This window comes from Lentzea cavernae (genome assembly GCF_014653695.1).
In the GTDB taxonomy this organism is placed as follows: domain Bacteria; phylum Actinomycetota; class Actinomycetes; order Mycobacteriales; family Pseudonocardiaceae; genus Lentzea; species Lentzea cavernae.
This window is the reverse complement of record NZ_BNAR01000004.1, coordinates 365,967-392,958: the sequence shown is the minus strand read 5'-3', so window position 1 is coordinate 392,958 and position 26,992 is coordinate 365,967. Positions and strand designations below refer to the sequence as shown.

Sequence of the window (26,992 nt, the reverse complement as noted above, 5' to 3'; positions counted from 1 at the left end):
GTCAGTGAGAGCAGGACAGCGAGGTGCCCGTCGGGGGATCACCGCGCTCGCGTTGTCGGCGGGCCTCGTCGCCACGGGGACGACGGCCGTCGCGCACGCGGACGAGCAGTCGCCGCAACGGGGTGACCGGAGCGTCACGCTGGTCACCGGCGACCGGGTGGAGCTGGCGGGCGACCGCGTCGTGCGGGTCGTGCCGGGGCCGGGCAGGGACAGGATCCCGGTGCGCGCGTTCACGCGCGACGGGCACCGGCACGTCGTGCCGGCGGACGCGATCGCGTTGGTGGACAACGGCAAGCTCGACCCGAGGTTGTTCGACGTGACGTCGCTGGCCGAGTTCGGCTACGACGACGCGCGGCGCAGCACCGTGCCAGTGATCGTGCGACCGGCGGCGGGCGCGCGATCGGATGTCACGGCGTTGGCGGCCAAGGGGTCTGTGGCCGGCCTGGTGACCGGCACGGTCGAGAAGTCGGGCAGCGCCTGGGAGTCGCTGCGAGGCGGTGCGGTCGAGAAGGTGTGGCTCGACGGCGTTCGCAAGCTCGCGCTCGACGGCAGCACGAAGCAGATCGGTGCGCCGGCGGCGTGGCAGGCGGGCATCACGGGCAAGGGCGTGAAGGTCGCCGTGCTCGACACGGGCGTCGACGAGAAGCACCCGGACCTGCAGGGCAAACAGGTCGCCGAAAAGAACTTCACCGACTCGCCCGACGGCACCGACGAGGTCGGGCACGGCACGCACGTCGCGTCGACCATCGCGAGCAAGGGGGAGAAGTACCGCGGTGTCGCGCCGGACGCCGAGATCCTCGACGGCAAGGTGTGCCAGCCGGGCGGCTGCACCGAGTCCGCGATCCTCGCCGGCATCCAGTGGGCCGGTGAGCAGGGCGCGAACGTCGTCAACATGAGCCTGGGCGGCGGGGACACCCCGGAGGTCGACCCGCTCGAGGAAGCCGTGAACCGGGTCTCCCGGGAGACCGGCGCCCTGTTCGTCATCGCGGCGGGCAACTCCGGGCGCCCGGAGACGATCGGCTCGCCCGGCAGCGCCGAGTCCGCGCTGACGGTGGGAGCGGTGGACCGCAACGACGGCATCGCGCCGTTCTCCAGCCGCGGCCCGGCCGCGGACGGTGCGGTGAAACCGGACGTGACCGCGCCAGGTGTGGACATCGTCGCGGCCGAGGCCGGTACTCAGGGGCACGTCGCCATGTCCGGGACGTCGATGGCGACCCCGCACGTGGCGGGCGTCGTCGCGCTGCTCAAGCAGCAGCACCCGGACTGGAGCGGCCCGCGGCTCAAGGCGACGGTCATGGCGTCGGCGAGGGCGAACCCGTCGCTGACGGCGTTCGACCAGGGCACCGGACGCGTGGACGTGCCGAAGATGCTGGCGCAGCAGGTGATCGCCGAGCCCGCGAACATCAACTTCGGTGTGCAGCAGTGGCCGCACGACGACGACCAGAAGGTCGTCCGCGAGATCACCTACCGCAACCCCGGCGCGCAACCGGTCGTGCTCGACCTGAGCGCGGACGTCCGGGGCCCGGACGGCAAGCCCGCCCCGGCCGGTCTGTTCACGGTGTCCCCGGCGAAGGTCACCGTCCCCGCCGGTGGCGAGGCGAAGGCCACCGTCACCGCCGACACCAGGGCCACCGCGCCGGACGGCTCCTACAGCGGCGCGATCGTGGCGTCGAACGGCCTGCGCACGCTCGTGAGCGTCCACCGCGAGGTCGAGAGCTACGACACCGCCGTCTCGGTGCTCGGACCGGACGGCGACCCCGCCGCGGACCACGGCACGTCGTTCGTCAACACGCAGACCGGCAAGCGCCATCCGGGGTTCGCGCAGAACGTCCGCCTGCCCAAGGGCGAGTACGTCGTGGACAGCAGCGTCGTCACCGCGGACTTCAAGGTCTACTTCATGGTGCAGCCGAAGTTCGTGGTGACCGGCAAGGGGGCGATCACGCTCGACGCCCGCAAGGCGAAGGCCGTGGCGCTCACGACGCCGGACGCCGCCGCCACCGCCCAGATCGGCACGGTCGGGTACTCGGCCCAGGTCGAGGGCAGGCCGTTCGGCCAGGGCTGGGCGTTCTTCGGCGGACTCGCGGGCCAGGTGTCGACGGCCGGGTTCGGCACGGAGTCGCCGGGGTTCCTGACGACCTACGCCGAGCAGTTCCGGGGCACGCCCCGCGACGAGAAGACCCCTGTCAGCTATCGCCTGCTGTACACCGAGAAGGGCTTCCCGACCGGGTACGGACGCGCGGCGAAGGCGAACGAGCTGGCGGAGGTCACGACCGGTTTCCGCCCGGCGGGGGAGGGCAGGCAGCACGGCATCGCGGTGATGCCGCACCCGATCGACGACATGGGCGGATTCGCCGCGTTCACGCCGGTGCCGGAAGGCGGCCGCGCCGTCGACCTCGTCACCACCGCGACGGGCAGGTGGAGCTGGATCTACGACCGCGTCGGGCCGGACAACGCCGGCGAGTACACGACCGAGACGCCCGCACGTTCGTTCAAGGGCGGCAAGAAGCACTCGCAGACGTTCGGCAAGGCGGTCTTCGGCCCGTCCGTCCCGGCGGCGCCCGGCTTCGGCCTCGCGAGGCTCGAGGACCAGATCGCCGTCAGGGTTCCGCTGCTCACCGACGGCAACGGCGGCGAGGGCAGGTCCTCGGTCGGGACCGCGAAGACCTCGTTGTTCCACAACGGGACCAAGCTCGGCGAGCAGCCGCGGCCGGTGGCGGTCTTCGACGTCCCGGCGGGGGAGGGCTCGTACCGGGCCGAGATGGAGCACAGCCGTGACGCGGAGCTGTCGAGCAAGGTGAGCGGCGCCTGGACGTTCAAGGCGAAGCACACCGACGACATCACGCACCTGCCGCTCACGGTGGTCCGGTTCCTGCCCGACCTCGACGACTCGGACTCCGCGCACGGTCGCGTGCAGGTCGTTCCGCTGAAGGTGGAGCAGGCGCAGAACACGCCGAAGGTCAAGCGCGTCACCGTGGAGGTGTCGTTCGACGACGGCGCGACCTGGAAGCAGGTGCCGGTCGTAGGGGACAAGGCGGTGGTGCACCACCCGAAGAACGCGAAGTTCGCTTCGCTGCGCGCCAAGACGACGGACGCGGCGGGCAACACGGGCGAGGTGACGATCATCCACGCCTACAAGATCGCGAGCTGACCGCGTCGCGAACTCCGGGGGCTCCCTCACCGGGGAGCCCCCATCTCCCTTGTGCGAAAGGGAATTTCGTGGCTCCGGCGGCATGCGGTTAGCGTCGAGTTCATGGAGTGGAACTTCCAGTCGGCAGAAGAACTTCTGGCCGCCATGCGCGCCGGTGACGTGTCCTCTGTGGACCTGACCGACGAGGCGATCGCCCGCATCGAGCGCGAGGACGGGGTGATCAACGCGATCTGCGTGCCGGACTTCGACCGCGCACGGGCCGCCGCACGTCGTGCGGACCAGGTGCGGGCACGGGGTGGGGACGGGCCGTTGCTCGGTGTCCCGGTGACGGTCAAGGAGTGCTACGACGTCGCCGGGCTGCCCACGACCTGGGGCATGCCGGAGCACCGGGACCACGTGCCGGCCGAGGACGCCGTGCAGGTGTCCCGGCTCAAGGCCGCGGGCGCGGTGGTGCTCGGCAAGACGAACGTGCCGCTGGGGCTGCAGGACGTCCAGAGCTTCAACGAGATCCACGGCACCACCACCAACCCGTGGGACCACGGCCGCACCGCCGGTGGTTCGTCCGGCGGGTCGGCGGCGGCGCTGGCGTCCGGGTTCGGCGCGTTGTCCATCGGCTCGGACCTCGCCGGATCGCTCCGCACCCCGGCGCACTTCTGCGGCGTCTACGCGCACAAGCCGACGCTCGGCCTGCTGGCCACCCGCGGCATGGTCGCGCCGTCCGAGCCGGTGTTGCCGGTCGAGTTCGACCTGGCCGTCGTCGGCCCGATGGCCCGCACCGCCCGCGACCTCGCGCTCCTGTTCGACGTCATGGCGGGACCGGACCCGCTGACGTCCGGCAAGGCCTGCAGCGTGACGCTGCCGCCCGCGCGCCACGACCGGCTCGGCGACTTCCGGGTCCTGGTCCTCGACGACCACCCGGTCATCCCGACCGGGTCCGCCGTGCGGGCCGCCGTGAGCCGGGTGGCCGAGGCGCTCGCCGGGAGCGGCGCCCGCGTCGAACGGCACAGCCCGCTGCTGCCCGATCTGACCGAGGCGGCGACGCTGTACACGCAGCTGCTGTTCTCCGGCTCCGTCGCGCGTTTCCCCGTCGACTCGTACGAGCAGCTGCGGATCCACGCCGCCGGCCTGAGCCCCGACGACCGGAGCCTGGACGCCACGCGCCTGCGCGCCATGGTGTTCAGCCACCGCGACTGGATGGAGGCGAACCACCGCCGCGAACTCCACCGCCACGCGTGGCGGCGGCTCTTCGGGGAGTTCGACGCCGTGGTCTGCCCGATCACGCCCACACCCGCGTTCCCGCACGACCACGACCCCGATCCGCTGGCACGGGTGCTCGACGTCGACGGCGTCGAGCACCCGTACTTCGACCAGCTCGTCTGGGCCGGTGTGGCGACCACGCCCGGCCTGCCCGCCACCGCCGTGCCCGCGGGCCGCTCGCCCGAGGGGCTGCCGGTCGGGGTGCAGATCGTCGGCCCGGCGTTCGAGGACCGCACCCCGCTGCGGCTGGCGGAGCTGCTGGAGCAGGAGATCGGCGGATTCCGGCCCCCCGGGCTTGAAGTTCGTCGAAAACAGAAGTGAACTCTTCGGCGTCCGATGCGTATCTGCTGGGGACAACACCTCCACCGAGCCCGGAGACGTCATTTGCCCAGCACAGCCGAGTCCGAGATCCGTCCGGGAGCCGTTCGCCGCCTCTGGTGGCGCTCAGGCCGGCGCGCACGACTGGTGGTCGCGTGCCTCGGTGTCCTCACCGCGCTCGCCACCACCGGCGCGGTCGGCTTCAGCGGTGCCGGGACCCCGCGACAACGGGGCGGCGGCGGCCTCGACGAGGCCACTAGCAGGGGCGACTCGGTCGAGGTCACCATCAGCGCCGTCTCCGACGTCGACCTCTTCGAGGGCGCTGACCTCGCCACCGGCCTCGCCTTCCGCGGCCGCGTCGCCGGGCTCAGCCGGACGGCGGACTGCTGGGCGGCGGAGTCCCGCGCCACCGCCCGGGAGCTCCTGGCCGGGGAGAACGTCCGGCTGGTCGTCAGGAAGGACGACGTCTCCGACGACGACCGGATCGCGGTCGACGTGCGCCTGCCGGACGGCTCGGACTACGCGCGGTCCGTCGTGAGCGGGGGCCTGGCGCAGGCGGACACGTCCGCTCGCGGCGACCTCGCGCCGGTCGAGTCGACGGCTCGCGAGGAGCGCCGGGGCCTCTGGTCGGCGGCCTGCGCCCCCGGTTCGGCCACGACGACCTCCTCCAGCGCACCCCCGCCGTCCACGCCGGACCCGGTCACGACGACAGCACCCACGACGACCACCGCGCCCTCTCCCGGACCGGTGCCACCGCCCTCGCCGCCCGCCCCGCCGCCCCCGCCGCCCACCGAGGAGTGGGACGACCCCAGGCTGGGCAGGTTCTGCCTCGTCGAGGGCGCGCGCAGGACGACGCCGGACGGCCACGAGATGGTCTGCACCCGCAACCCCAAGAACCAGCTGAGGTGGCGGCGTGCCGACTGAAGACCTCTTCCGCCCGGCCGCCGAGACCGCGTTCCGCCTCCCGGACGGCAGGAGCCCGCGCGGCCTCACCACCGGCGGCTGGGTGCGCACGACGGGCTGGCTCCAAGTGGGACGCAACCCCGTGAGCTCCGTGGTCGTCGCCGCGCTGACGGGCCTGGTGCAGGCGCTGGTGGCCGCGGCCGCGCTCGTCCGCGCATACCCCGTGACCGCCGGGGTCCTGGTGCTGGTCACGCCCGTGGTGTGCGGTGGGGCCTGGAAGCTGTTCACCACCCGGCTCAAGCCCGCGTCCCCCGCCCGCAACACCGAGGTCAAGCAGGCGGACGAGCTGTCACCGGGAGACGTCGTCCGCCTGTTCGGCTCGATCGGGCCGATCGGTCAGGTGACGGCGGTCGAGGTCGGCGACGAGGCCGAGGTGGACTTCCGCGGCGGCCTGCACCGGTCGTGGCCCCGCGACAGGACGGTGCAGGTGGCGGAGCTGCTCGGCTGACGCGCTGGAACAGGGCCGCCACGGCGTGAGCACCGGCGGCGGGGGCCAGCAGTGTCAGCACCCACCCCGTGGCGATGTCGGCGGCTACCGACCAGCGCACCGCCGAGCGGCGACGCCCATGACCGCCGAGGTGATCACGTGCGGCCGGACCACCCGTCGAGCCGGGGGACGAACGAGGCGGCCCGTCACCGGTCCCGCTCCTCGGAGCGTTGGCGCAGCAGCTGTTCCCTCGCGGCGCCACCGTCGGGTTCCTGCTCCAGTCCGCGCAGCATCATGTCCACCTTGCTGTCGGGGAGGTCCGGCGCCAGCAGCGGTACGGCGGGATCCACGAGGGCCTCGACGACCACCGGCCGGTCGGCCTGGAACGCGTCGTGCCACGCCTTGTCCACGTCGTCGGGCGCCTCCACCCGGATGCCGCGCAGGCCGAGGAGCTCGGCGTAGGCGGCGTAGGGGAAGGCGGGAACCCGTTGGGACGCCGGGAAACGCGGGTCGCCCTCCATCTCCCGCTGCTCCCACGTCACCTCGTTGAGGTCCTGGTTGTGCAGCACCAGCACGACGAACCTCGGGTCGTCCCAGGACCGCCAGCGGTCGGCGACGGTGATCAGCTCGAGAAGTCCGTTCATCTGCATGGCCCCGTCACCGGCGAGCACCACGACCGGCCTTTGTGGAGCGTGCAGCTTGGCCGCGATGCCGTAGGGCATGGCGCAGCCCATGGACGCCAGGTAGCTGGACGTGTGGGCGGGCACCCCGACCGGCAGCGCGAGGTGCCGGGCGTACCAGTAGCACGACGAACCGACGTCCACGGCGACCTGCGCGTCGGCCGGCATCTGCCCGGACAGCGCGTGCACGACCAGTTCCGGGTTCAGGGGGTCGGCCGGGGCGTTGGCGCGGCGGCCCGCGAGAGCACGCCAGCGCACGACGCTGTCGAACACCTTGTTCTCCCACGCCCGGTCCTCGCGTTGCCGCAGCAGCGGCAGGAGCATCCGCAACGTCTCGGTGGCGTCCCCGGTGAGCGGCACCTCGACCGGGTACTTGCTGCCGACGACGCGGGCCTCGATGTCGATCTGCACCGCCCGAGCCTGGCCCGGCGCCGGGTAGAACTCCGTCCATGGGTCGTTGCACCCGATGATCAGCAACGTGTCGCACCCGGCCATCAGCTCCGCGCTGGCGGTGGTGCCCAGGTGCCCCATCACGCCGGTGTGCCACGGCGCGTCCTCCGGCACCACGGGCTTGCCGACCAACGACGCGGTGGCGCCCGCACCGAGCGTGGCGACGACCTCGGCGATCTCCTCCTGGGCGCCCGCGGCGCCGCGGCCGATCAGCAGCGCGACCCTGGACCCCGCGTTCAGCACCTCGGCGGCGCGGTGTAGTTCCTCCTCGCGCGGCAGGACCCTCGGCCGGCTCAGGACCGCCGACGACGGAACGACGCCGTGGGTGTGAGGAGGTTCGTCGACGGCGTCGGCGCGCTGCACGTCGTGCGGGATGATGAGGCACGTCGGCGCGCGTTCGGCGATGGCGGTGCGCATCGCGTTGTCGAGCAGCACGGGCAGCTGCTCGGGAGTGGAGACCGTCTGCAGGTACTGCCCGCAGACGTCCTTGAACAACGTGTGCAGGTCCACCTCCTGCAGGTAGCCCGTGCCGAGCGCGGTGGACACCACCTGCCCGACGATCGCCACGACCGGGCGGTGGTCGAGCTTGGCGTCGTACAGGCCGTTGAGCAGGTGGATCGCCCCCGGCCCCTGGGTGGCGAGGCACACCCCGGGAGTGCCCGAGTACTTCGCGTGGCCGGTCGCCATGAACGCGGCCATCTCCTCGTGCCGCGCCGACACGAACTCCGGCTCCCCGTCCGCGCGGTGCAGCGCCGCCAGCAGCGGGTCGATCCCGTCACCGGCGTAGCCGAAGATCCTCGGCACGCCCCACGTGCGCAACCGGTCGATCAGGGCGTCCGCCACCGTGCGGGCCATCTCGCCACTTCCCTCCGCTGTCGTGAGCTCCAGTGGCTGGCGTACCCCTGTGATCGCGGTCCAACCGGTGCGTTCCTGTCCCGCACCTCCCCGGTTTCACCGCGCCGTTCTGGGCAACTCCGGCGCAATGTCCGAGGTCCGATCGTCAGGTGCGCCGTGCTGGGTCCAGGGCGACCCCGGCGGCACCGTCGTGGTCTTCACCCACGGCTTCTACGACGACCACAGCACGTTCGACGTCCTGACGCCGTCGTTCGTCGCCGCCGGGTACCGCGTGGTCACCTGGAACCTGCCGGGCCACGGCGTGAACCCGTCCGGCGCCGGTGATTTCACCCTCGCCGGCGCCGCCCGCGACGTGGTGCGGCTGGTCGACGAGAGCGGTGCGCGGCAGGCGGTTCTCGTCGGGCACTCGCTCGGTGCCTACATCAGCCAGGAGGCGGCGATCCAGTCACCCCACCGCGTGCTCGCCCTGGTCGTGATCGGCGGGACCAGCCTCGTGCACCGTCCCGCCGCCGTGCCGATGGCCGCCCTGCGCGCCTCGGTGCCCCTGGTCAGGTTGATGCCGTCGTGGCTGTTGCGCCGCCGCGCCGCCACCCACGGCACCCGCACCGCCGGGGCCGCCGCCCACACCCGCGAGGTCGCCCGGCACGTCACCAAGGAGGCGCTGGCCGGGATGTGGTCGGCGTTCGCCGACGCCATCCGGCACATCGACCCGCGGAGGCGGCTGCACGTGCCGACCCTGGTCTGCCGCGGTGAGCACGACCGCAACGGCATCATCCCGACCGCGGCCCCGCGCTGGGCGCGCCGGCACGCCAACATCCGCTACCGCGTCATCCCCGGCGCCGGGCACCTCGCGCACCGGGACAACCCCGCCGGTACCGCCGAGGCGCTCCTTTCTTTCCTCAGCACGGTTTCCGGCCGTGACCAAGGTTTGTGACCAGGTGCTCCAGTGCGCCAACCTTCTTTGTGCGCAACGGATGCAGTGCACGGGTCTCGTGGAACGTGCACCTTCTGCGGCACCACCGCGCGGGCCCTCTCGCGCCGCACCGGGATGCACGGACACGGCCGTTCGTGCGCCGAGGTTCGCCCTGGTGCCCGGCGCGGTACGTTGGTCGTGGAGTTCCCACCGGGAGGCGTGACCGGGTGGGATGAGCGGATGGGCTCGCGCACCCCTTCGGACTCGACCGAGGGGCCCTGATCCGCCGGCGGAAGGCTGGGCAGTGGAGCACGTGGCGATCAGCCCCAGGCAGATCGGTGACGCGCTGGTGCTCACCCTCCCGAACGTCGTCAGCGAGGTGAGCCCCGGACTGCTGGCGAGGACGCTGGCGGCGGCCGTCGTCCCGACCGCGACGCTGGTGGTGCTGGACCTGCGAGGCGTCGGACTGGTGTCCGTGCACACCGCCAGGACGTTGATCGCGTTCGCCGGTGGCTGCGCCGCACGGGGCGTCGAGTGCGTGCTGGTGCCCGATCCGGCGAGCACGGCGGTGTCCGTGGTGCTCGACGTCATCGACCCGAACGGCGCCGTGCCGAGGTTCGGCACGCTCGACCAGGCGCTCGCCGGGCACGCCGGCACCACCCCGCCGGTGACTCGGCCGCTGGGGTCGGTGGTGGACAGGCGGTCGTTCGCCGACACGGACCTGAAAGTCCTCCAGAAGCTCCTGAGCACCTCGTACGCGCCGATGCGGATCGGCTGCGCGGCCGGGCGGGCGCAGGTGCGCCTCACCAGGCTCGCGGCCGGTGAGATCAGCGTCGACGAGCTGGACGTCGGCTTCGGCATGACCTACGACGTCGGACCGATGGGCAGGGTCTGCCTCGTCGACGTCGAGTCGGGCGCGGTCGCGGACCACCTGGTCCGGGGGCAGCGGGAACCGGAGGCGTTCGGGCCCGGCGAGCTGTTCTCCTTCGCGCCGCCGGACCTGCCGGTCTCGGGCCGGATCAGCAACGCCCGTGCCCGCGTCACGCTGCTGACACCTGACCTCTTCTCCCAGGTCACGGGTCACGACCGGGGTTTCAGGCTGCTGAGCCACCGCCCGTTCGACGCCGTGGCGGGTGGCCGGTTGCGGGCGGCGATCACGCACGTGCGCGACACCGTGCTCGCCGCGTCCGACGCAGACCTCCTGCTCGTGTCGACGGCCAACCGGTACCTCGCGGCGACGGTGCTGCGGACGTTCCCGAACACCGTGCTCTCGCCGCCGGGCGCGGCGGACGAACACGACGCCCATCTGCAGACCCTGCGGCGGGCGATGGCGTTCATCGAGTCCAACGCCGACAGGGACATCAGCGCGGCGGACATCGCCACCGCCGCCTGCGTCACCGTGCGCGCGGTGCAGCTGTCGTTCCGCCGGCACCTCGGCACGACACCGATGGCGTACCTGCGCCGCGTCCGGCTCGACGGTGCCCGGACCGAGCTGCAGGCCTCCGACCCCGGTGCCTCGACCGTGACCCGGATCGGGGCGCGGTGGGGCTTCAGCCGCGCGAGCACCTTCGCGGCGCAGTACCGCGTCGCCTACGGCGAAACGCCCTCGCGGACTCTGCGAGACGACACGTGACCGGTTCGCTTTTCGAACACCCCGAACTTCGCTTTTGCGGTATTCGCCTGATGGTCGCCACTGGTCCACTGAATGCCGAACCATTCACCGCCGCTCGGGGAGGCGCATCGTTTCCGTGATCGAGAACCAGAACGACGGTGCCGTCGGCGTGGAAGTGGACCACTTCGAGGAGTTGACCCGCAGGCTGCTCCACACGTCCACCGTGGCAGAGGCGCTGCAACAGGTCGTCGACGCGGCCGGGATCGTGGTTTCGGGTGCGGACATGGTGAGCGTGACGGTCCGGACGCCCGACGGCGTGTTCCACACACCGGTCCAGACCGACGAGGTCGCCGTCGAGCTCGACCAGGTGCAGTACCGCTCCGGACGGGGTCCCTGCGTCGACGCGGCCCGTCCCGACAGCCCGGGGTACGTCGAGAGCGGTGACCTGCCGGCCGAGACCCGCTGGCCAGACTTCGCCTCCGCGGCCGCCCGGTACGGCTTCCGCTCGATCCTGTCCAGCGAGCTGTTCCCGGCCAAGGGACCGGAACGGCTGTCCGGGGCGTTGAACATCTACTCGCGCCGTGCCGACGGTCTCGCCCCCGTGGACCGCCACACGGCCCTGCTGCTGGCCACGCACGGCTCGCTGGCCCTGGCGCACGCGCGGGCGACCGAGCTCGCGGACCTCCGGCAGGCCCAGTTCCGGCAGGCCGTCAACAGCAGGGACGTGATCGGTCAGGCCAAGGGAATTCTGATGAACAGGCAGGGCATCACCGCCGACGAGGCGTTCGACCTGCTCCGCCGGACCTCTCAACAGCTCAACGTGAAGCTCTTCGACCTGGCCAGCACGATCACGGTTCGACATACCGAACTCGGCCGGTCCTGACCGCGGGCCGCGACATCACCGTCGCGGCCGTGTCGGGTGAGCTCGACGACGTGGTCGACGGCGTCACCGGCCGGGACCGCGTGCTGTTCGTGGCAGCACACGCGATGGAGGCGGTCCGGGCCGATCCCGGGACGTGATCCAGACGGCGCAGAGCCACCAGCCGCACGACCACCCGGCAACCCCGCCGACACCGTGCGGGGCCGGGCTCAGCCGCACCACGTCACCACAGATCCGGACGGGCGAACTGACCCGGTCGCCGCGAATACCCCTGTCCTCCCGGGGTATCTGGGGAAATGCCCACTCCAGCGCCCCGCGGGGACCCGTTCCGGTCACCGGACGACTCGTCCGGTGCCGTGAGCGAAAGATCTGTCACCGAGCACCTCGAGAGAGGCGCCGTCATCACGTTCTTCGACCCCTCCCCGTTCGCGGATGGGGTGTTCCGCCGCGCGGTCGCGGTCGGGGCCGAGATCGCCGACCCGCGCACGAACCTCCGGTGGATCCCCGTGATCCGCAGCGACCTGCGGGTCGACCTGGTGGCGTGGTCGCTCGTCGTCGACATCGCCCCGTGCGGCCCGATCGAGGACGAGTGATCGCCGGTTCTCCGGGACGCGTTCGGCGGCCTGTCGTCGAACGCGGCTGTCGATTCGACGTCGATGCGCTGTGGCCGTGTGGTTCTCACGTCCGCGATATGTGAAAACATCTCGCGTTGCTCTACTGTCACCGCGTCGTGCCCCGAACTGGACGGGAGTCGTGCGGTGGGAGTGGCCTGGTTGACCAGAACTGTTGCTGTGGCCGGTTTGCTGGCCGCGAGCGCGCACGTCGGGCCCGCGGTGGCCGCGCCACCACCCGGCGGGACTTTCTCGGTGCTGAGCTACAACGTGGCCGGACTGCCGGAGGGGCTGTCGAGCGGCAACCCGAAGGTGAACACGCCGATCATCGGCCGGCGGCTCGGGCCGTACGACGTCGTCCACGTCCAGGAGGACTTCAACTACCACGCGTCGCTCTACGCCAACGACACCCACCCGTTCCGCACGCCCACCAGTGGCGGCGTCCCGTTCGGCGACGGGCTCAACACGCTGGCGGACCACCCGTACTCGGACCTCGCCCGCGACAGGTGGGACCGGTGCAACGGCACGGACTGCCTGACCCCCAAGGGGTTCACCTGGTCCCGGATCCGGGTCGCCGAGGGCGTGCTGATCGACTTCTACAACGTGCACGCGAACGCGGGCGACAGCGAGGCGGACCTAGCGGCCCGGCGGGCCAACATCAGCGAGCTGTCCCGGTTCGTCGCCGCCAACTCGGCCGGCAACGCGGTGGTGGTCGCGGGCGACACCAACACGCGCTACACCCGCGCCGGCGACAACATCCGGGAACTGGTCTCCGCCAACGGGCTGACCGACGCCTGGGTGCAGGAGGAACGCGGTGGCGTGCCACCGGCCGCCGACAGCCCGGCGGTGGTCTGCGACGACCGGAACGTCAGCGACGCGTGCGAGGTCGTCGACAAGATCCTGTTCCGCGGCAACAGGTACGTCACGCTCGAGTTGACCCGGTACGGCAACGAGAACGCGGCCTTCCGCACCGCCGACGACAAGATGCTGTCCGACCACTACCCGATCGCCGCGGACTTCCGGTGGACGCTCAACCCCGGCCTGTCCCTCAGCGACGCCTGGGGCGGGCCGCACGGCACCCCGTTCACCGACGTGGCCTCGGTTCCGCCGGGGCAGCGGGTCGCCGGGGTGAACCTCCGTGCCGGCTCCCGCGTCGACCAGGTCGGGCTCACGCTCGCCGACGGCACGTCCTACAGCCACGGCGGTGGTGGTGGAACCGCGCGGCAGCTGACGTTGTCACCGGGGGAGCACCTGACCTCGGTGACCCTCCACTCCGGACAGAGCAGCGGGCGCACGAGGATCTTCTACGCCCGGTTCACGACCAGCACGGGCCGCACGGTGTCCGGGGGCAGTGAGACCCCGGACGCCGTCACCTACACCGCTCCGGCCGGGTGGCAGATCGCCGGTTTCCACGGGAGGGCCGGGGAGGAGGTCGACTCGCTCGGCGTCGTCTTCACCAGGGTGTCGCACGCCTGAGACACCTCAGCCGGGGTTCCTCGCCGTGTCGTCGGGGAACCCCGGCTGTTGCAGGAGAGGCGGCGAGGTCCGTCAGCCGACCTCGTCGATGTACGAGGTGCCCGCGGCGGCGTGCGGCCCGTAGCGCTCCCACTCCTCGCGCAACCGCAGGCGTCCCTCCACTGTGAACTCCGGTGTGTTCACGGTGTGGCCGCACACGACCTCGCCGCTCGTCAGCACCATCGTGTATCCCATGTGGAGGGTGCCGTCCGCGGCGCGGGTGCCGGCGATCGAGCCGCGGCGGACGCTGCCGCCCGCGAAGTCCGCCCAGACGAGGTCGCCCTCCTGGTGGTACTCGGCGACGGTGTGCGGGTCGCTGTCCGGTTTGCGGAACCGGCGGCCGTCGTAGTCGATCACGCGAGGTACTCCTCGGCCATGACGCCGTCCCACCAGATCGCGTAGTAGGCGAAGTCCTCCTCGTGCGGGTTGAGGACGTGGTGGTCGACGTCGCCGGGCATCAGCATCAGGTCGCCGGCCGCGAGCACGTGGGTGTGCTCGCCCACGACGACCTCGCCGCGGCCCTCCATCGCGATGAACAGCTCCTGCTCGCGGTGCTGGTGCGTGTCGGTGCGGTCGCCCGGCCGCAGGACGCACCAGGCGCCGCGGAACGGGGTGGCCAGGCCGGGCCACGGGTGCAGCAGCCTGAGGTCGAGCCCGTGCTCGCGGACGAGGTGCGCCGGCTCGCGCCGGCGGAACTGCACGTGGTCTGTCGGCATCCCTTGCTCCGATCGGCGTTTGGGCGACGCCGCGGAGCGTAGGTTCGCGGGCTTCCCCGCCGACAGGGGACGCTTTCCCTGTCCTGTCAGGAAGTTAGCGGTGTGACGCGGAACGCGGCCTTCCGGTCCGCGCCATCAGCGCCCCAGCCCGGCGTCGCGGGCGAGGACGATCGCCTGGGCGCGGTCGGAGACGCCGAGCTTCGCGAAGATCGCGGACACCCGGTTGCTGATGGTCTTCGACGCCAGCGTGAACTCGCGTGCGATGGCCACGTTCGACCGCCCGGCCGCGATCCGGTCGAGCACCTCCCGCTCCTTGCCGGTCAGCTGCGGGAACGGGTACGGCGAGTGGTCGGACGTCGGGTGCAGGAGTGCTCCGAGGCGGGCGGCCAGGGTCCTGCCGATCAGCACCTCACCCGCCGCCACGGCCTGGATGCCGCGCACGATCTGATCCGGATCCGCGTTCTTCAACAAATAACCGCGCGCTCCTGCCCGAATTGCCGCGATCAATGTCGAGTCACAATCACTCGCGCTGAAGACCAGAATGCCCGTTTCGGGGCATCCGCGCGCTATTTGTTCTATCAATCGGCAGTTTCCCGCGCCGACTGTGTCGACGTCGACGACGAGGACGTCGGGGCGGCAGCGCGCCGTCTCCGCGATGACCTCGGCGGCGGTCGAGGCCTCACCCACGACGGAGATGCCGTCCACGCGTTCGAGCACGGAACGCACTCCATGCCTGATGGCGGGCTGTGTGTCGGCGAGCACGACGGTGACCGCGGCGGGTCTGTGCAGGACCGCGATGTCGTGGCCGCGGCGCAGCGGAGCCACTGCATTCTGTTCCAAACGAGTCATCAGTCCCCCGAAAATAGCGTTCTCGTCATTCCATCGCGGTCACCTGATCTCCCCCAAAGAGTCAGCACCGGCCGTAGGGTATATCGCTCCATCGGCGTAAGTCGCGATCTCAAAAACGCGGTTTTCACTCGTTCGGCCCACTGCGTTGATGAGAGAGCCCGACGACCGGAGTAGCGGCGTGACTGCGATCGGCGGGCCTGTTCGGCGAAGCGGCCCAGCGAGGGGCCGCAACGGGTGACGCGGAGTGGGCACCGCGACGGCCACGCCGGGACACCCGGCGCGGACTCCGTTGCCCTGCAAAGGAATCGGCATTGCCCATGCGGCCGGGAACAGTTCCCCTACCTGGCGGGAAGGACCGCTACCTAGCCTCTGGAACGCCACTGGGGGACGAACAGAGGGGGACGCGTGACTGTCCAAGACGTGGGCGTACTGGCGATCGGCGCGGGCCCGGCGAACCTCGCCCTCGCCGTCGCGATCGAGGAGTCCGGCTCCCGGGAACTGGCGGGCGACACGCTCGTGCTGGAGCAGCACGAGGACGTCCGGTGGCAGCGCGGCACGCTGATGCCGTGGGCGCGCAGCCAGGTCTCGTTCCTCAAGGACCTGGTGACCTTGCGCAACCCGCGCAGCCGCTTCTCGTTCCTGAGCTTCCTCTACGAGCACGGCAGGCTCGACGAGTTCGTCAACCTCGGCACGTTCCACCCGTACCGCTGGGAGATGTCCGACTACCTGCAGTGGGTCGCGTCGTCGCTGGAACGGGTCTCCGTCCGCTACGACGCCCGCGCCCAGCGGATCGAGCCGGCGCACCACGACGGCGTGCTCACCGGCTGGACCGTGACGCTCGCGAACGGCGACGTGATCCGGTGCCGCGACCTCGTCGTCGGTGGCGGCCGCGACCCGCACGTGCCCGAGGTGTTCGCCGGCCTGCCCACCGGGAAGGTCCTGCACAGCTCGGAGTACCTCAACCGCATCGGTGACGTGCCGAAGGACCGGCCGCTGCACGCCGTCGTCGTCGGCGGCGCCCAGAGCGCGGCCGAGATCTTCTACGCCCTGCACTCCGACCTGCCCGACAGCCGGGTCACGATGGTGGTGCGGTCGATCGGCCTGCAGAACTACCAGACCAGCAAGTTCGTCAACGAGGCCTTCTTCCCGTCCTATGTGGACGAGTTCTACGACACCCCGCCCGAGGTGCGCGCGCAGATCCTCGGCGAGATGCGGTTCGCGAACTACGCGGGCCTCGCGCCGCCGTTCCTCGACGAGCTCTACACCATGCTGTACCAGCAGAAGATGCTGGGACCGCAGCGATCCGCCATCAAGGCGATGACCGAGGTCGTCTCGGCGCGTCAGGACGGCGACGAGATCGTCCTGGACCTGCACGACCGCAAGACCGGCAAGGTCGAGCCCGTGCACTGCGACCTCGTCGTGCTCGGCACCGGCTACGACCAGCGGATGCCCGTGATGGCACGCGATCTCGCCGCACAGCTCGGTCTCGGCGACATCGCCGTCAGCCGCCAGTACCGCGTCGACATCGGCGACGCGGCGTGGGGCGCGCTGTACCTGCAGGGCGTCAACGAGAAGACGCACGGCATGTCCGACACGCTGATCAGCGTGCTGGCCCACCGCTCGCAGGACATCGTCAACGACCTGCTGGCCCGGCGCGGCACCGCCGAGCTGAGGAGCGCGTGATGGCGAGGCTCCTGGTGATCGCCCCCGGCCCGACGGCGAACGGCGACCTGCACCTCGGTCACCTCGCCGGTCCGTTCCTCGCCGCCGACGTCTGCGCGCGGTACGCCCGTGCCGCCGGGCGCGACGTGCTGTTCGGCACCGGCATCCACTCGACGCAGAACTACATCGTCACCACCGCGCGCCGCCTCGGCGTGGAACCCGAGGACCTGCGCGAGAAGTCGGCGCAGGCCGTCGAGACGTCGCTCGCGGCGATGGGCATCGACCCCGACGGGTTCGTGCGGTTCGACGAGCGGTACGTCAAGACGGTCGTCACGTTCTTCGACCGCCTGCACAGCGCGGGAAAGCTGCGGCTGCGCGCGGTGAAGTTCCCGTACTCGCCCAGCACGGGGGAGTACCTCACCGACGCGTACGTGCGCGGCGGCTGCCCGGTCTGCCTGACCGACGGCTGCGCGGGGCTGTGCGAGGGCTGCGGCCACTGGATCGCCTCCGGTGAGCTCGTCGGCCCGCGCTCGACGCTCGACCCGGACGACCCCGTCGAGCTGCGCGAGGAGAAGGTGCTCGTGCTGCCGGTCGAGGAGTACCGGGCGGGACTGGAGGAGTACTTCGCGCGGCACGCGCCGACGTTGCGGCCGAGGCTCGCCAGGATGATCGAGGAGATGCTGGCGCGACCGTTGCCGGACTACCCGGTCACGCTGCCCATCTCGTGGGGCATCCCGGCGCCGTTCCCCGAGGTCGACGGCCAGGTGTTCTACTCCGACACCGAGACGATCACCTGGAGCGTCCACGCCTCCGCGCTCGCCGCGCAGCAGCGCGGGGAGGTGCTGGAGAGCGACGACCAGCTGTGGTTCGGCGACACCGAGGTCGTGTACTTCTTCGGCTCCGACGCGGGGTTCGCGTTCGCCGTCGCCGGTGTCGCGATGCTGCTCGCGCTCGGGCAGTACGTGCTGCCCGAGCAGTTCGTCACCAACGAGTTCTACGAGCTGGAGAACGACAAGTTCTCGACCAGCCGCGGGCACCTCGTCACCGGTCAGGAGCTGCTGGACGAGGGCGTCCCGCGCGACCTGGTCCGGTTCTACCTCGCCGCCACCAGCCCCGAGTTCCAGCGCACGAACTTCACCCGCGCCGCGATGGCCGAGGTGACGTCCTCCCGGCTGGTCGCGCCGTGGAACCGGATCGCGCGCAGGGTCAACGCGCTGCCGCGGGCACCGCTGCCCGTGTCGGAGGGGTCCCGCGTCGCGGCCAGGCTGCTCGCCGAACGCTTCGCCGGCGCCTACGACGTGCGGCGGTTCAGCATCACGGCGGCGGCGTTCACGCTCACCGAACAGCTGGCCCGGCTGGACGCCTTCGTGGTCACGCAGGACAACGCGGGCGACTTCTGCCACGAGGTCGACGTGTTCCTGCGCTGTGCCGCGCCGATCCTGACCGACCTGGCGTCGGCGTTGCCCGACACCGCGATCCCGGAGCTGTTCGACGCGCGGGAGTTCACGCCGCGGCGCCTGCCGGAACTCCCCGGCTGATGGCCGGGGTCGTCATCGTCGGGGCCGGGGTCACCGGGCTCCTGACGGCGGTGGAGTGCGCGCTCGCCGGGCACCGGGTGACGGTGCTCGACCGGGGCCGCATCCCGAGTCCGAGGTCGACGTCGTTCGACCAGCACCGCGCGATGCGGACGTTCGTCCCCGACGACGTGGACGCCACCCTCGACCGGGTGGCGGCGCATCGGCGGTGGCTGGAGCTGGAGTCGTTGCTGCAGAGCAGGTTCTACCGCCGCGTGGGTGTCGTCACGGCCTGGCCGCGCGCGCGGGCGGCGGTGGTGGCCGGGCAGGCGGCGGCTTGCGGGCTGCCCGTCGAGGTGCTGGAACAGGAGAAGCTGCCGCACCTCGTGTTCCCCGGCGGCGCGGTCGGCGTGCTGGAGGCCGACGCCGGGGTGCTGCTCGCGCACCGCGTGCTGACCGCCGCGGTGGGCTGGCTGGTCGAGCACCCGCTGGTGTCGTTGCGACCGAACAGCCGCGTCGTCGCGGTCGACACCGGACGCGTCGAGGTCGAGGGCGGCGTCACGGTCAGGGCAGACCTCGTGCTGGTCGCCGAAGGCCCGTGGACTTCCGAACTGGTCGACGTTCCAGTGCGGCTGCACCGCCAGACGATGGTGTATCTCCGGCCGCCAGAGCCCCTCATGCAGTGGTGGGAGAGCGCACCGGGCGCCGGACGGCTCGGCGACGGCCGCGCGTGGCTGCTGCCACCCGGTGACGGCACCCTGCTGAAGATCAGCTCGGACGCCGTGTGCCGGGAGGTCGGGTCCGTCGACGCCGAGGAACCGGACGGAGGGTGGGTCGACAGCCTGCTCGCCACCTCGATCGTGTCCGACGTGGACAGGTACACCGTGGTCGCGGTGAAGCACTGCCACTACGCCACCGACGCCGTCACGGGCGGGGCGCTGCTCACCGAGGTGGCTCCGGCCGTCTGGGCGCGCCCGGCCTGCGGCGGCAGCGGTTTCGGTTCGGCGCCGCTGGTCGCCGGACGCATCGTCAACGCCCTGGAGGCAGCCTGATGTCCGAGAACGCCGGGGTCTTCGCCACGCTGCGCGCGACACCCACCCCCGTCCGCTACCTCCTCGGCGGCGTGCTGGTCAACCAGCTCGGCGCGTTCGTCCAGACGTTCATCCTGCTGTACCTGACCTTCCGCGGAGACTCGGTCGGCATCGCCGGTCTGTGCCTCGCCGCGTACAGCGTCGGGTCGATCTTCGGCACGCTGGCGGGCGGTGAGCTCACGCACCGGCTCGGGCCGCGCACGACGATCACCCTGTCGATGCTGGCCTCGGCGCCGCTGGTGGCGTCGATCCCGTTGGTGGCCAAGACCCCGGTGGTGCTGTTCCTGGTCGTGGGCCTCGCGGGACTCGTGACGCAGGCGTACCGGCCGGCGGCGGCGGTGCTGCTCAGTGACCTGATGCCGGAAGAGCACCAGGTGATGGCGTTCTCGATGATGCGCATCGCGCTGAACACCGGTGCCGCGCTCGCCCCGCTCATCGCCGCCGGGCTGATCCTCGTCGACTGGGACCTGCTGTTCTACGTCGACGGTGTCACGGCGTTGCTCTACGGCCTGCTGGCGTACCTGTTGCTGCCGCGCGTCACGGCGCCGGAGGAGCAGGAGGAGAAGTCCGTTGTGGACTCTCGCGCCGCGTACTCGAGGATGGCCCGCGACAGCAAGTACCTCGCCTACCTCGCCGCGGTGTTCCTCGGCACGATCGCGTACGCGCAGTCGGTCACGGCGCTGCCGCTGGAGATCGTCGCAGACAAGTACCCGACCAGCCTGTACAGCGCCGTGCTGACGATCTCGTCGGTCGTGTTGATCACGTGCGAGCTGAAGATCACGACGTACATCGTCAAGATCCCCGCGCACGTCGCCGTGCTGGCCGGGCACCTCGTCAACTCGCTCGGCTTCGCCCTCTACGCCCTGGCCGTGCACTCCGGGACGTTCGTGGTCCTGGGAGCGGTGTTCGCGGTGAGCGGGCTGATGATCGCCGGTCCGACCATGTTCGCGCACCCGGCGAAGTTCCCGGCGGCGTACAAGTCCCGCTACATCGGCACGATGCAGGCCGTGGTCGGACTCGCCTCCGCGATCGGCCCGCTGTTCGGCGTCTTCGCGTTCACCTCGCTGGGCGGCGCGTTCTGGATCGTCATCGCCCTGGTCAACGGCGTCGCCGGGCTCCTCGCCGTCTACGGCGTCCGCCAGGCGCGCGAGCGCGTGGCCGTGGGAGGTGCGGTGTGAAGCCCGTCATCGTCGTCGGGTTCGTGGGCGTCACGATCGGTCTGGTCGCGGAGTTCCAACCCGACGACTCGGTGATCTACGTCGAGGAACCGGACGTGATCCGCAAGCGGCACGTGCGCGAGCAGGTCGAGGGCGTCGGGTTCGTCCGCGGGCTGATCGAGTGGGAGTACCTGACACCGGGCAGGGCGGACGAGTTCTTCCTCGCCCACCGCGACCTCCAGCCCGCGGCGGTCGTCCCGGCGATCGAGTACGCGACCCCGTTCGCCGCCCGGCTGGCCGAGCGCTACGGCCTGCCGGGCGCGACACTCGGCGCGGCGCAGATCATGCGGGACAAGGCGTTGCTGCGCCAGGTCACGGCCGCCGCCGGCATCCGCAACCCGGAGAGCACGAGGGTCGCGAGCCCGGCGGACGTGCTGGCGTTCATGGGCGACCGGGCGATCGTGCTCAAGCCGTCGAACCGCCAGGCGTCCGTGGGCACCCAGGTGATCCGCGACCCCTACGAGATCGAGGCGGCGTGGGCGCACTGCACGGCGCAGGACGAGGGGATCTTCGTCCCGGACCGGCCGATGGAGCTGTCCATGCTCGCGGAGGAGTTCGTCGAGGGCGAGGAGTTCAGCGTCGAGATGCTGGTGCGTGACGGGAGACCGTTGTTCGCCAACGTCACCGGCAAGCAGCTCGTCCCAGGACCGCGCCCGGTCGAGCTCGCGCACATCGTCCCTGCGGACGTCCCGGCCGAGCTGGACGACCTGCTCAAGCACGAGACCGCACGGGTCGTGGACGCCACCGGGTTCCGCGACGGCATCGTGCACTGCGAGTGGATCGTCGCCGACGGCGTCCCGCACCTCGTCGAGTGCGCCGGAAGACTGGCGGGGGACGGCATCCTCGACGTCGTCCAGCTCGCCTACCCCGTCGAGCTGCTGCGCTGCTACTACGCCGTGCTGCGGGGCGAGGACCCGCCGAGCGACCTGCCCGCACGGGCGAAATCGGGTGCCGCCGTGCGGTTCCTGACGATCGACCCCGGCGTCGTGCAGAGCGTCGAGGGCGTGGACGAGGCACGGCAGCTGGACGGCGTGCACCTCCTGCAGGTGACGGTCGCGCCGGGGGAGAGGTTCGACGGCCTGCGCAGCTCGTGGGACCGCGCGGGCATCGTCATGGCCACCGGGGACACGTCCGCGGAGGCGTTGCGCCGCGCGGAGATCGCCGCCGGGACCGTGCGAATCGAAGTCCTGTAACGCTTTTTCCCGGATGGTCGGGAACCGTTCCTCTTCTTCTCGGGGAACTTCCTTGTCTAGCGTCGTTTCCAGATGCGGAATCGCGATCACCCGAGGGGGCAGTGTGACTGACCGAGAGGTTGGGGTTCTGGCGATCGGTGCCGGCCCGGCGAACCTGGCGCTGGCCGTCGCGATCGAGGAGTCCGAATCGGACCTGGCCGAGAACACCCTCCTGCTGGAACAGGGCCCCGACGTCAAGTGGCAACGCGACCTGCTCATGCCGTGGGCGCGCAGCCAGGTGTCGTTCCTCAAGGACCTCGTGACGCTGCGGAACCCGCGCAGCCGCTTCTCGTTCCTCAGCTTCCTGCACGACCAGGGCCGGCTCGACGAGTTCGTCAACCTCGGCACGTTCAGCCCGTTCCGCTGGGAGCTCTCGGACTACCTGCAGTGGGCCGCGAAGTCGTTGGAACGCGTGCGGATCCGTTACGACTCCCGCGCGCAGAGCATCACGCCGACGCGGTCGGACGACGGGTCGATCACCGGCTGGGAGGTGTCCCTCGTGGACGGTGACCGGATCCGGTGCCGCGACCTGGTGGTCGGCGGCGGCCGCGACGCCCGCATCCCCGAGGTGTTCGCAGACCTGCCCGCCGAACGGATCGTGCACAGCTCCCAGTACCGCACCAGGATCGCGAAGATCGCCAGGGACGAGCCGCTGCGCGCCGTCGTCGTCGGCGGCGCGCAGAGCGCGGCGGAGATGTTCTACGCGCTGCACCAGAACCTGCCGCACAGCCAGGTGACGATGGTCGTCCGGTCGATCGGCCTGCAGAACTACCAGCACAGCAAGTTCGTGAACGAGCTGTTCTACCCGTCGTTCGTCGACGAGTTCCACGACAGCCCGCCCGAGGTGCGCGAGCAGATCCTCGGCGAGATGCGCCTCACGAACTACGGCGGCCTCGCACCGGGGTTCCTCGACGACCTCTACATGATGCTCTACCAGCAGAAGACGCTCGGACCGCAGCGCTCGTGGGTGCGGCCGATGACCGAGGTCGTGGCCGCCCGCGTCGAGGACGACGAGGTGGTCCTCGACCTGCGCGACCGCATGAGCGGCAAGGTCGAGCCGCTGCACTGCGACCTCGTGCTCCTCGGCACCGGCTACGACCCGCGGATGCCGTGGCTCGTCCGCGACCTGGCGCGGCGCGCCGGCCTCGACGAGGTCACCGTCGGCCGCCAGTACCGCGTCGACCTCGGCGACTCCGCCTGGGGCGCCATGTACCTGCAGGGCGTGAACGAGGAGACGCACGGCATCGCCGACTCGCTGATCAGCGTCATCGCCCACCGCTCGCAGGACGTCCTCACCGATCTCCTCGCCCGGCGGCAGCAACCTTCTCGGCAGGGAGTGAAGGCATGAGCAACCCCGCGATCCTCGTCATCGGCAGCGGACTCAAGGTCTACCGCGAATACCTCGTCGCGCCGATCGCCCGCCGCGCCAAGGCCGCCGGCATCGACCTCGTCCTGCTCAACAACCTCAAACCCACCTGGCAGCACCAGTACTTCGACGAGATCGTCGTCGCGAACGTCTTCGACTCGGACGTCATGGGCGAGGCCGCCCGCGAGGTCGTCGCCCGCCGCACCGTCGTCGGCCTGATGTGCTGGGACGAACCGCTCGTCCTCGACGCCGGGCTGCTCGCCGCCGAGTTCGGCGTGCCGGGGCTGTCCGCCGCGGGCGTGCGCGGCTGCCGCGACAAGGAGCGCACCCGCGCCGTCCTCACCGCCGCCGGCCTGCACCAGCCAGGGTTCGAGCTCACGACGACCGTCGAGCAGGCCCGTGCCGCGGCGGAGCGCATCGGCTACCCGGTCGTGATCAAGCCCCGCGCGATGGGCGCGAGCATCGGCGTCGTCTTCGCCACCGACTCCTCCGAGCTCGACGAGGCGTTCCACGTGGCCCTCGCGGCCAGCGAGGTCGATCCCGGCCCGTACCGGGCGAGCGCGATCGTCGAACGCTACGCGCCGGGCGAGGAGATCAGCGTCGACGGCGCCGTCCACAAGGGCGAGTACCTGCCGATGTTCCTGGCGCGCAAGCACAGCAGCGACCACCCGTACTTCGAGGAGGTCGGTCACGTCGTCGACGCGAACGACCCGCTGCTCGCCGACCGGGAGCTGATGGCGCACCTGGCCCGCGCCCACGAGGCGCTGGGCATCGAGAACGGCATCACGCACAGCGAGGTGCGGCTGACCGACCGCGGCCCGTTGATCATCGAGATCAACGGCAGGCTCGGCGGCGACCTCATCCCGTTCCTCGGCCGCACCGCCACCGGCGTCGAGCCCGGCGAGGTGCTGTTCGACGTCACGACCGGGCAGCGGCCGGACATCACCCCGGCGCACCGCCGCGTCGCGGGCATCCGCTTCGGCTACCCGGAGCAGGACTGCCTGCTGACGTCGATCGACCTGCCCGCGCAGGCGCCCGGACTGGTCGCGGCCTCACCGATGTGCGAGCCCGGCACGACGTTGCGGCTTCCTCCCGGCGGTTACCTGGCGCGGCACTCGTTCGTCGTGTGCGAGGCGGACGACACGCCGACGTGCCTCGAACGCCTGACGGCGGCGGCCGCCCTGGTGCGGCTCGAGACCGAACCGGTCGGACCGGCTGACCCGGACGCGCCCTTCGCGATGCCCGCAGGACTCCTGGACGTGGACGAATGACGACTGTGAGGAACCAGGACATGACCACGGTGGCCGACCCGCCCCGCACGGCGACCGAGATCATCGCCAGGGCCAAGGCCCTCGCGCCGGTGCTGCGCGAACGCGCCGCGGAGATCGAGGAGGCCGGCAAGCTCCCGCTGGACGTCGTGGAACTCCTGCGCGCCACCGGTGTGCACGGCATGTGCTTCCGCCGCGAGTGGGGCGGCCCGGAGCTGACCTCGATGGAACAGACGCAGGTCGCCGAGGCGCTCGCGTACGGCGACGCGTCCGCCGCGTGGTGCGGCATCATCGGCGCGAACACCGGGCTGCTGGCCAACTTTCTGGAGCCGGACGTCGTGCGGGAGGTTTACCCGCGCCTCGACATGGTCACCGCCGGGGTGCTGGCCCCGGCCGGCCGCGCCGACAAGGTGCCCGGCGGGTTCCTGCTCAGCGGCCGGTGGTCGTTCGGCAGCACCATCCACCACGCGGACTGGGTGATGTCCGGCGCGTTCGTCTTCGAGAACGGCGAGCCGTACGCGAGCCCGGACGGCAGCAACCCGCACGAGTCGCGCCAGTTCCTCGTGCCGCAGCACGAGGTCCAGATCCTCGACGACTGGGACACCACCGGTCTGCGCGGCAGCGGCAGCTCCGACTACACGATCACCGACGTGTTCGTGCCGGAGACGCACACCCTGACCTTCGACAACCCGCGTTGCTCGCCGCACCCGCTGGCGCAGCCGGAGTCGTTCATGCGCAGCCTCTGCGGTGTACCGCTCGGCGTCGCGCGTGCGGCCCTGGACTACGCGCGGGAGTGCGTGTTGCAGCGGGTGGACCGGATGACGGGCACGGACTGGGCGGACATCTGGCGCGTCCAGGTGACGCTGGCCGAGTGCGAGGCGGACTTCAACGCCACCCGCAACGGCGTCTACTCCGCGATGACCCGGCAGTGGGAGGTCCTCGCGGCTGGGGGCACGCTCGACGATCTGACGATCAACGAGCGCGCCGCGTCGCCGATCGCGTGGCTGCACGCGTTCCGCACGTCCCGTTCCATCGTGAACCGGCTGTTCGACCTGCTGCAGACGTGGTCGATCCACCGGTCCTCGCCGATGGACCGCTGGATGCGCGACACCGCGACCATGTGCCAGAACCTCTCCGCCCAAGACGCGATCCTCGAGTCCGCGGGCGCGTACCTGCTCGGGCGCAGGCCCAAGTTCCGCATCTGCCTCGGCATCGTCAAGTAGGGGAACGAGATGACCATGACGAGGGTGACCGCCGCCACCACCGCGGCGGAACTGATCGAACGCGCGAAGGCGCTGGCGCCGATGCTGCGGGAACGGTCCGCCGAGATCGAGCAGCTGCGCAACCTGCCGCACGACGTCGTGGACGCCTTGCGGGACAACGGCGTCTTCCGCATGTGCTTCGGAAAGCACTGGGGCGGCCTGGAACTGACGTCCATGGAGCAGCTCGAGGTCGTCGAGGCACTGTCCTACGGGGACGCCTCCGCCGGCTGGTGCTCGATGATCGGCTCGAACACCGGCATCTACGCCGAGTTCCTCGACCCGGTCGTGGGCAAGGAGATGTTCCCGAACCCCGACCAGATCGTCGCGGGGCTCCTCCAGCCGTCCGGCCGCGCCGAGAAGGTGCCGGGCGGGTACCGGCTGAGCGGCCGCTGGCCGTTCGGCAGCGGCATCGACCACGCCGACTGGGTGATCTCCGGCGCGTTCGTCTTCCAGGACGGGAAGAAGTACGCGAGCCCGGACGGCAGCAACCCGCACGAGTCGCGCCAGTTCCTCCTGCCCCGGCACGAGGTGGAGCTGATCGACAACTGGGACACCACCGGCCTGCGCGGCAGCGGGAGCTGCGACTACACGGTCAAGGACGTGTTCGTGCCGGAGGAGCGCTCGTTCAGCTTCGACGAGGTGCGGGGCCGCCGCGGCCCGCTGGCCCAGCCCGACGCGTTCACCCGCACCATGTGCGGTGTCTCGCTCGGCGTCGCGCGTGCGGCCCTGGACTACGCGCGGGAGTGCGTGTCGCAGCGGGTGGACCGGATGACCGGCACGGACTGGGCGGACATCTGGCGCGTCCAAGTGACGCTGGCGGCGTGTGAGGCCGACTTCAACGCCACCCGCGCGGGCGTCTACGGCGCTCTGGAACGCCAGTGGGAGGTGCTCGCCGCCGGTGGCACGCTCGACGACCTCGACCCGATCGACCGCGCCGCCTGCCCGCTGTCCTGGGTGCACGCGTTCCGCATGTCGCGCTCGATCGTGAACCGGCTGTTCGACCTCCTGCAGACGTGGTCGATCCACCGGTCCTCGCCCATGGACCGCTGGATGCGCGACACCGCCACGATCTGCCAGCACCTCGCCGCGCAGGACCGGATCCTCCAGTCCGCCGGCGCGTACCTGCTCAACGCCAAGCCCGAGTTCGGCATCGCCCTCGGCATCGTCTAGTGAACGCAGCGGGGGA

At 71.2% G+C, this 26,992-nt stretch carries 22 protein-coding genes; 18 read left to right on the top strand and 4 right to left on the bottom strand.

What is annotated here, in order from left to right; translation table 11 throughout:
• The first annotated feature begins 4 nt into the window (after positions 1 to 4).
• The 4 genes from IE307_RS15810 to IE307_RS15795 all read left to right on the top strand — a co-directional run bounded on the left by IE307_RS15810 (position 5) and on the right by IE307_RS15795 (position 6,134).
• Positions 5 to 3,148, top strand: a complete 3,144-nt coding sequence (locus IE307_RS15810; RefSeq protein WP_191298698.1) for a S8 family peptidase — start codon at positions 5 to 7, stop codon at positions 3,146 to 3,148.
• Positions 3,149 to 3,250: 102 nt separating this feature from the next.
• On the top strand, positions 3,251 to 4,726 hold the full coding sequence (locus tag IE307_RS15805; RefSeq protein ID WP_191298697.1) for an amidase: 1,476 nt from the start codon (positions 3,251 to 3,253) through the stop codon (positions 4,724 to 4,726).
• Positions 4,727 to 4,789: 63 nt separating this feature from the next.
• A complete protein-coding gene (locus IE307_RS15800; RefSeq protein ID WP_191298696.1) occupies positions 4,790 to 5,647 on the top strand; it encodes a thermonuclease family protein in 858 nt (285 codons plus the stop codon).
• Positions 5,637 to 6,134, top strand: coding sequence for a hypothetical protein (locus IE307_RS15795; protein WP_191298695.1), 498 nt, complete (start codon positions 5,637 to 5,639; stop codon positions 6,132 to 6,134). Before IE307_RS15800 ends, IE307_RS15795 begins: the two co-directional genes overlap by 11 nt.
• 185 nt (positions 6,135 to 6,319) lie before the next feature.
• On the opposite strand, the gene IE307_RS15790 is transcribed toward IE307_RS15795, so the two are convergent.
• Entirely contained in the window at positions 6,320 to 8,098 is a 1,779-nt protein-coding gene (locus IE307_RS15790) for a thiamine pyrophosphate-requiring protein (protein ID WP_191298694.1), read from the bottom strand.
• A gap of 127 nt (positions 8,099 to 8,225) precedes the next feature.
• On the opposite strand from IE307_RS15790, the gene IE307_RS15785 reads away from it, so the two are divergent.
• The 5 genes from IE307_RS15785 to IE307_RS15765 all read left to right on the top strand — a co-directional run bounded on the left by IE307_RS15785 (position 8,226) and on the right by IE307_RS15765 (position 13,590).
• Positions 8,226 to 9,032, top strand: coding sequence for an alpha/beta fold hydrolase (locus IE307_RS15785; protein ID WP_191298693.1), 807 nt, complete (start codon positions 8,226 to 8,228; stop codon positions 9,030 to 9,032).
• A gap of 292 nt (positions 9,033 to 9,324) precedes the next feature.
• Positions 9,325 to 10,644 (top strand): helix-turn-helix domain-containing protein, encoded by a 1,320-nt coding sequence (locus tag IE307_RS15780; RefSeq protein WP_229904744.1) that lies wholly within the window; start codon positions 9,325 to 9,327, stop codon positions 10,642 to 10,644.
• Between the two features lie 115 nt (positions 10,645 to 10,759).
• Positions 10,760 to 11,506, top strand: a complete 747-nt coding sequence (locus IE307_RS15775; RefSeq protein WP_229904743.1) for a GAF and ANTAR domain-containing protein — start codon at positions 10,760 to 10,762, stop codon at positions 11,504 to 11,506.
• Positions 11,507 to 11,859: 353 nt separating this feature from the next.
• Positions 11,860 to 12,096 carry a hypothetical protein gene (locus tag IE307_RS15770; RefSeq protein WP_191298692.1) on the top strand — a complete coding sequence of 79 codons (237 nt, stop codon included), beginning with the start codon at positions 11,860 to 11,862 and terminating at the stop codon, positions 12,094 to 12,096.
• A gap of 180 nt (positions 12,097 to 12,276) precedes the next feature.
• Positions 12,277 to 13,590 carry a jacalin-like lectin gene (locus IE307_RS15765; RefSeq protein ID WP_229904742.1) on the top strand — a complete coding sequence of 438 codons (1,314 nt, stop codon included), beginning with the start codon at positions 12,277 to 12,279 and terminating at the stop codon, positions 13,588 to 13,590.
• A 72-nt stretch (positions 13,591 to 13,662) separates the two neighbouring features.
• On the opposite strand, the gene IE307_RS15760 is transcribed toward IE307_RS15765, so the two are convergent.
• The 3 genes from IE307_RS15760 to IE307_RS15750 form a co-directional block, all read right to left on the bottom strand.
• Positions 13,663 to 13,986: an avidin-fold protein gene (locus tag IE307_RS15760; RefSeq protein WP_191298690.1), complete on the bottom strand. Its 324-nt coding sequence runs from the start codon at positions 13,984 to 13,986 to the stop codon at positions 13,663 to 13,665.
• Positions 13,983 to 14,345, bottom strand: a complete 363-nt coding sequence (locus tag IE307_RS15755) for a cupin domain-containing protein (RefSeq protein ID WP_191298689.1) — start codon at positions 14,343 to 14,345, stop codon at positions 13,983 to 13,985. Before IE307_RS15755 ends, IE307_RS15760 begins: the two co-directional genes overlap by 4 nt.
• 135 nt (positions 14,346 to 14,480) lie before the next feature.
• Positions 14,481 to 15,170: a response regulator gene (locus IE307_RS15750; RefSeq protein WP_229904741.1), complete on the bottom strand. Its 690-nt coding sequence runs from the start codon at positions 15,168 to 15,170 to the stop codon at positions 14,481 to 14,483.
• Between the two features lie 429 nt (positions 15,171 to 15,599).
• Between IE307_RS15750 and IE307_RS15745 the strand changes: the two genes are divergently transcribed.
• The 9 genes from IE307_RS15745 to IE307_RS15705 all read left to right on the top strand — a co-directional run bounded on the left by IE307_RS15745 (position 15,600) and on the right by IE307_RS15705 (position 26,976).
• Positions 15,600 to 16,877 (top strand): lysine N(6)-hydroxylase/L-ornithine N(5)-oxygenase family protein, encoded by a 1,278-nt coding sequence (locus tag IE307_RS15745; protein ID WP_191298687.1) that lies wholly within the window; start codon positions 15,600 to 15,602, stop codon positions 16,875 to 16,877.
• Complete coding sequence (locus IE307_RS15740; RefSeq protein WP_191298686.1) at positions 16,877 to 18,394, top strand: class I tRNA ligase family protein; 1,518 nt, start codon at positions 16,877 to 16,879, stop codon at positions 18,392 to 18,394. Before IE307_RS15745 ends, IE307_RS15740 begins: the two co-directional genes overlap by 1 nt.
• Positions 18,394 to 19,422 carry an NAD(P)/FAD-dependent oxidoreductase gene (locus IE307_RS15735; RefSeq protein ID WP_191298685.1) on the top strand — a complete coding sequence of 343 codons (1,029 nt, stop codon included), beginning with the start codon at positions 18,394 to 18,396 and terminating at the stop codon, positions 19,420 to 19,422. The genes IE307_RS15740 and IE307_RS15735 overlap by 1 nt, the downstream gene beginning before the upstream one ends.
• Positions 19,422 to 20,639 carry an MFS transporter gene (locus IE307_RS15730; RefSeq protein WP_191298684.1) on the top strand — a complete coding sequence of 406 codons (1,218 nt, stop codon included), beginning with the start codon at positions 19,422 to 19,424 and terminating at the stop codon, positions 20,637 to 20,639. The genes IE307_RS15735 and IE307_RS15730 overlap by 1 nt, the downstream gene beginning before the upstream one ends.
• Complete coding sequence (locus IE307_RS15725) at positions 20,636 to 21,871, top strand: ATP-grasp domain-containing protein (RefSeq protein ID WP_191298683.1); 1,236 nt, start codon at positions 20,636 to 20,638, stop codon at positions 21,869 to 21,871. Before IE307_RS15730 ends, IE307_RS15725 begins: the two co-directional genes overlap by 4 nt.
• Positions 21,872 to 21,974: 103 nt before the next feature.
• Positions 21,975 to 23,258 carry a lysine N(6)-hydroxylase/L-ornithine N(5)-oxygenase family protein gene (locus IE307_RS15720; protein WP_191298682.1) on the top strand — a complete coding sequence of 428 codons (1,284 nt, stop codon included), beginning with the start codon at positions 21,975 to 21,977 and terminating at the stop codon, positions 23,256 to 23,258.
• Positions 23,255 to 24,547, top strand: coding sequence for an ATP-grasp domain-containing protein (locus IE307_RS15715; RefSeq protein ID WP_191298681.1), 1,293 nt, complete (start codon positions 23,255 to 23,257; stop codon positions 24,545 to 24,547). Before IE307_RS15720 ends, IE307_RS15715 begins: the two co-directional genes overlap by 4 nt.
• On the top strand, positions 24,544 to 25,767 hold the full coding sequence (locus tag IE307_RS15710) for an acyl-CoA dehydrogenase family protein (RefSeq protein ID WP_229904740.1): 1,224 nt from the start codon (positions 24,544 to 24,546) through the stop codon (positions 25,765 to 25,767). The genes IE307_RS15715 and IE307_RS15710 overlap by 4 nt, the downstream gene beginning before the upstream one ends.
• A gap of 15 nt (positions 25,768 to 25,782) precedes the next feature.
• Positions 25,783 to 26,976 carry an acyl-CoA dehydrogenase family protein gene (locus tag IE307_RS15705; protein WP_229904739.1) on the top strand — a complete coding sequence of 398 codons (1,194 nt, stop codon included), beginning with the start codon at positions 25,783 to 25,785 and terminating at the stop codon, positions 26,974 to 26,976.
• Positions 26,977 to 26,992 lie beyond the last annotated feature (16 nt).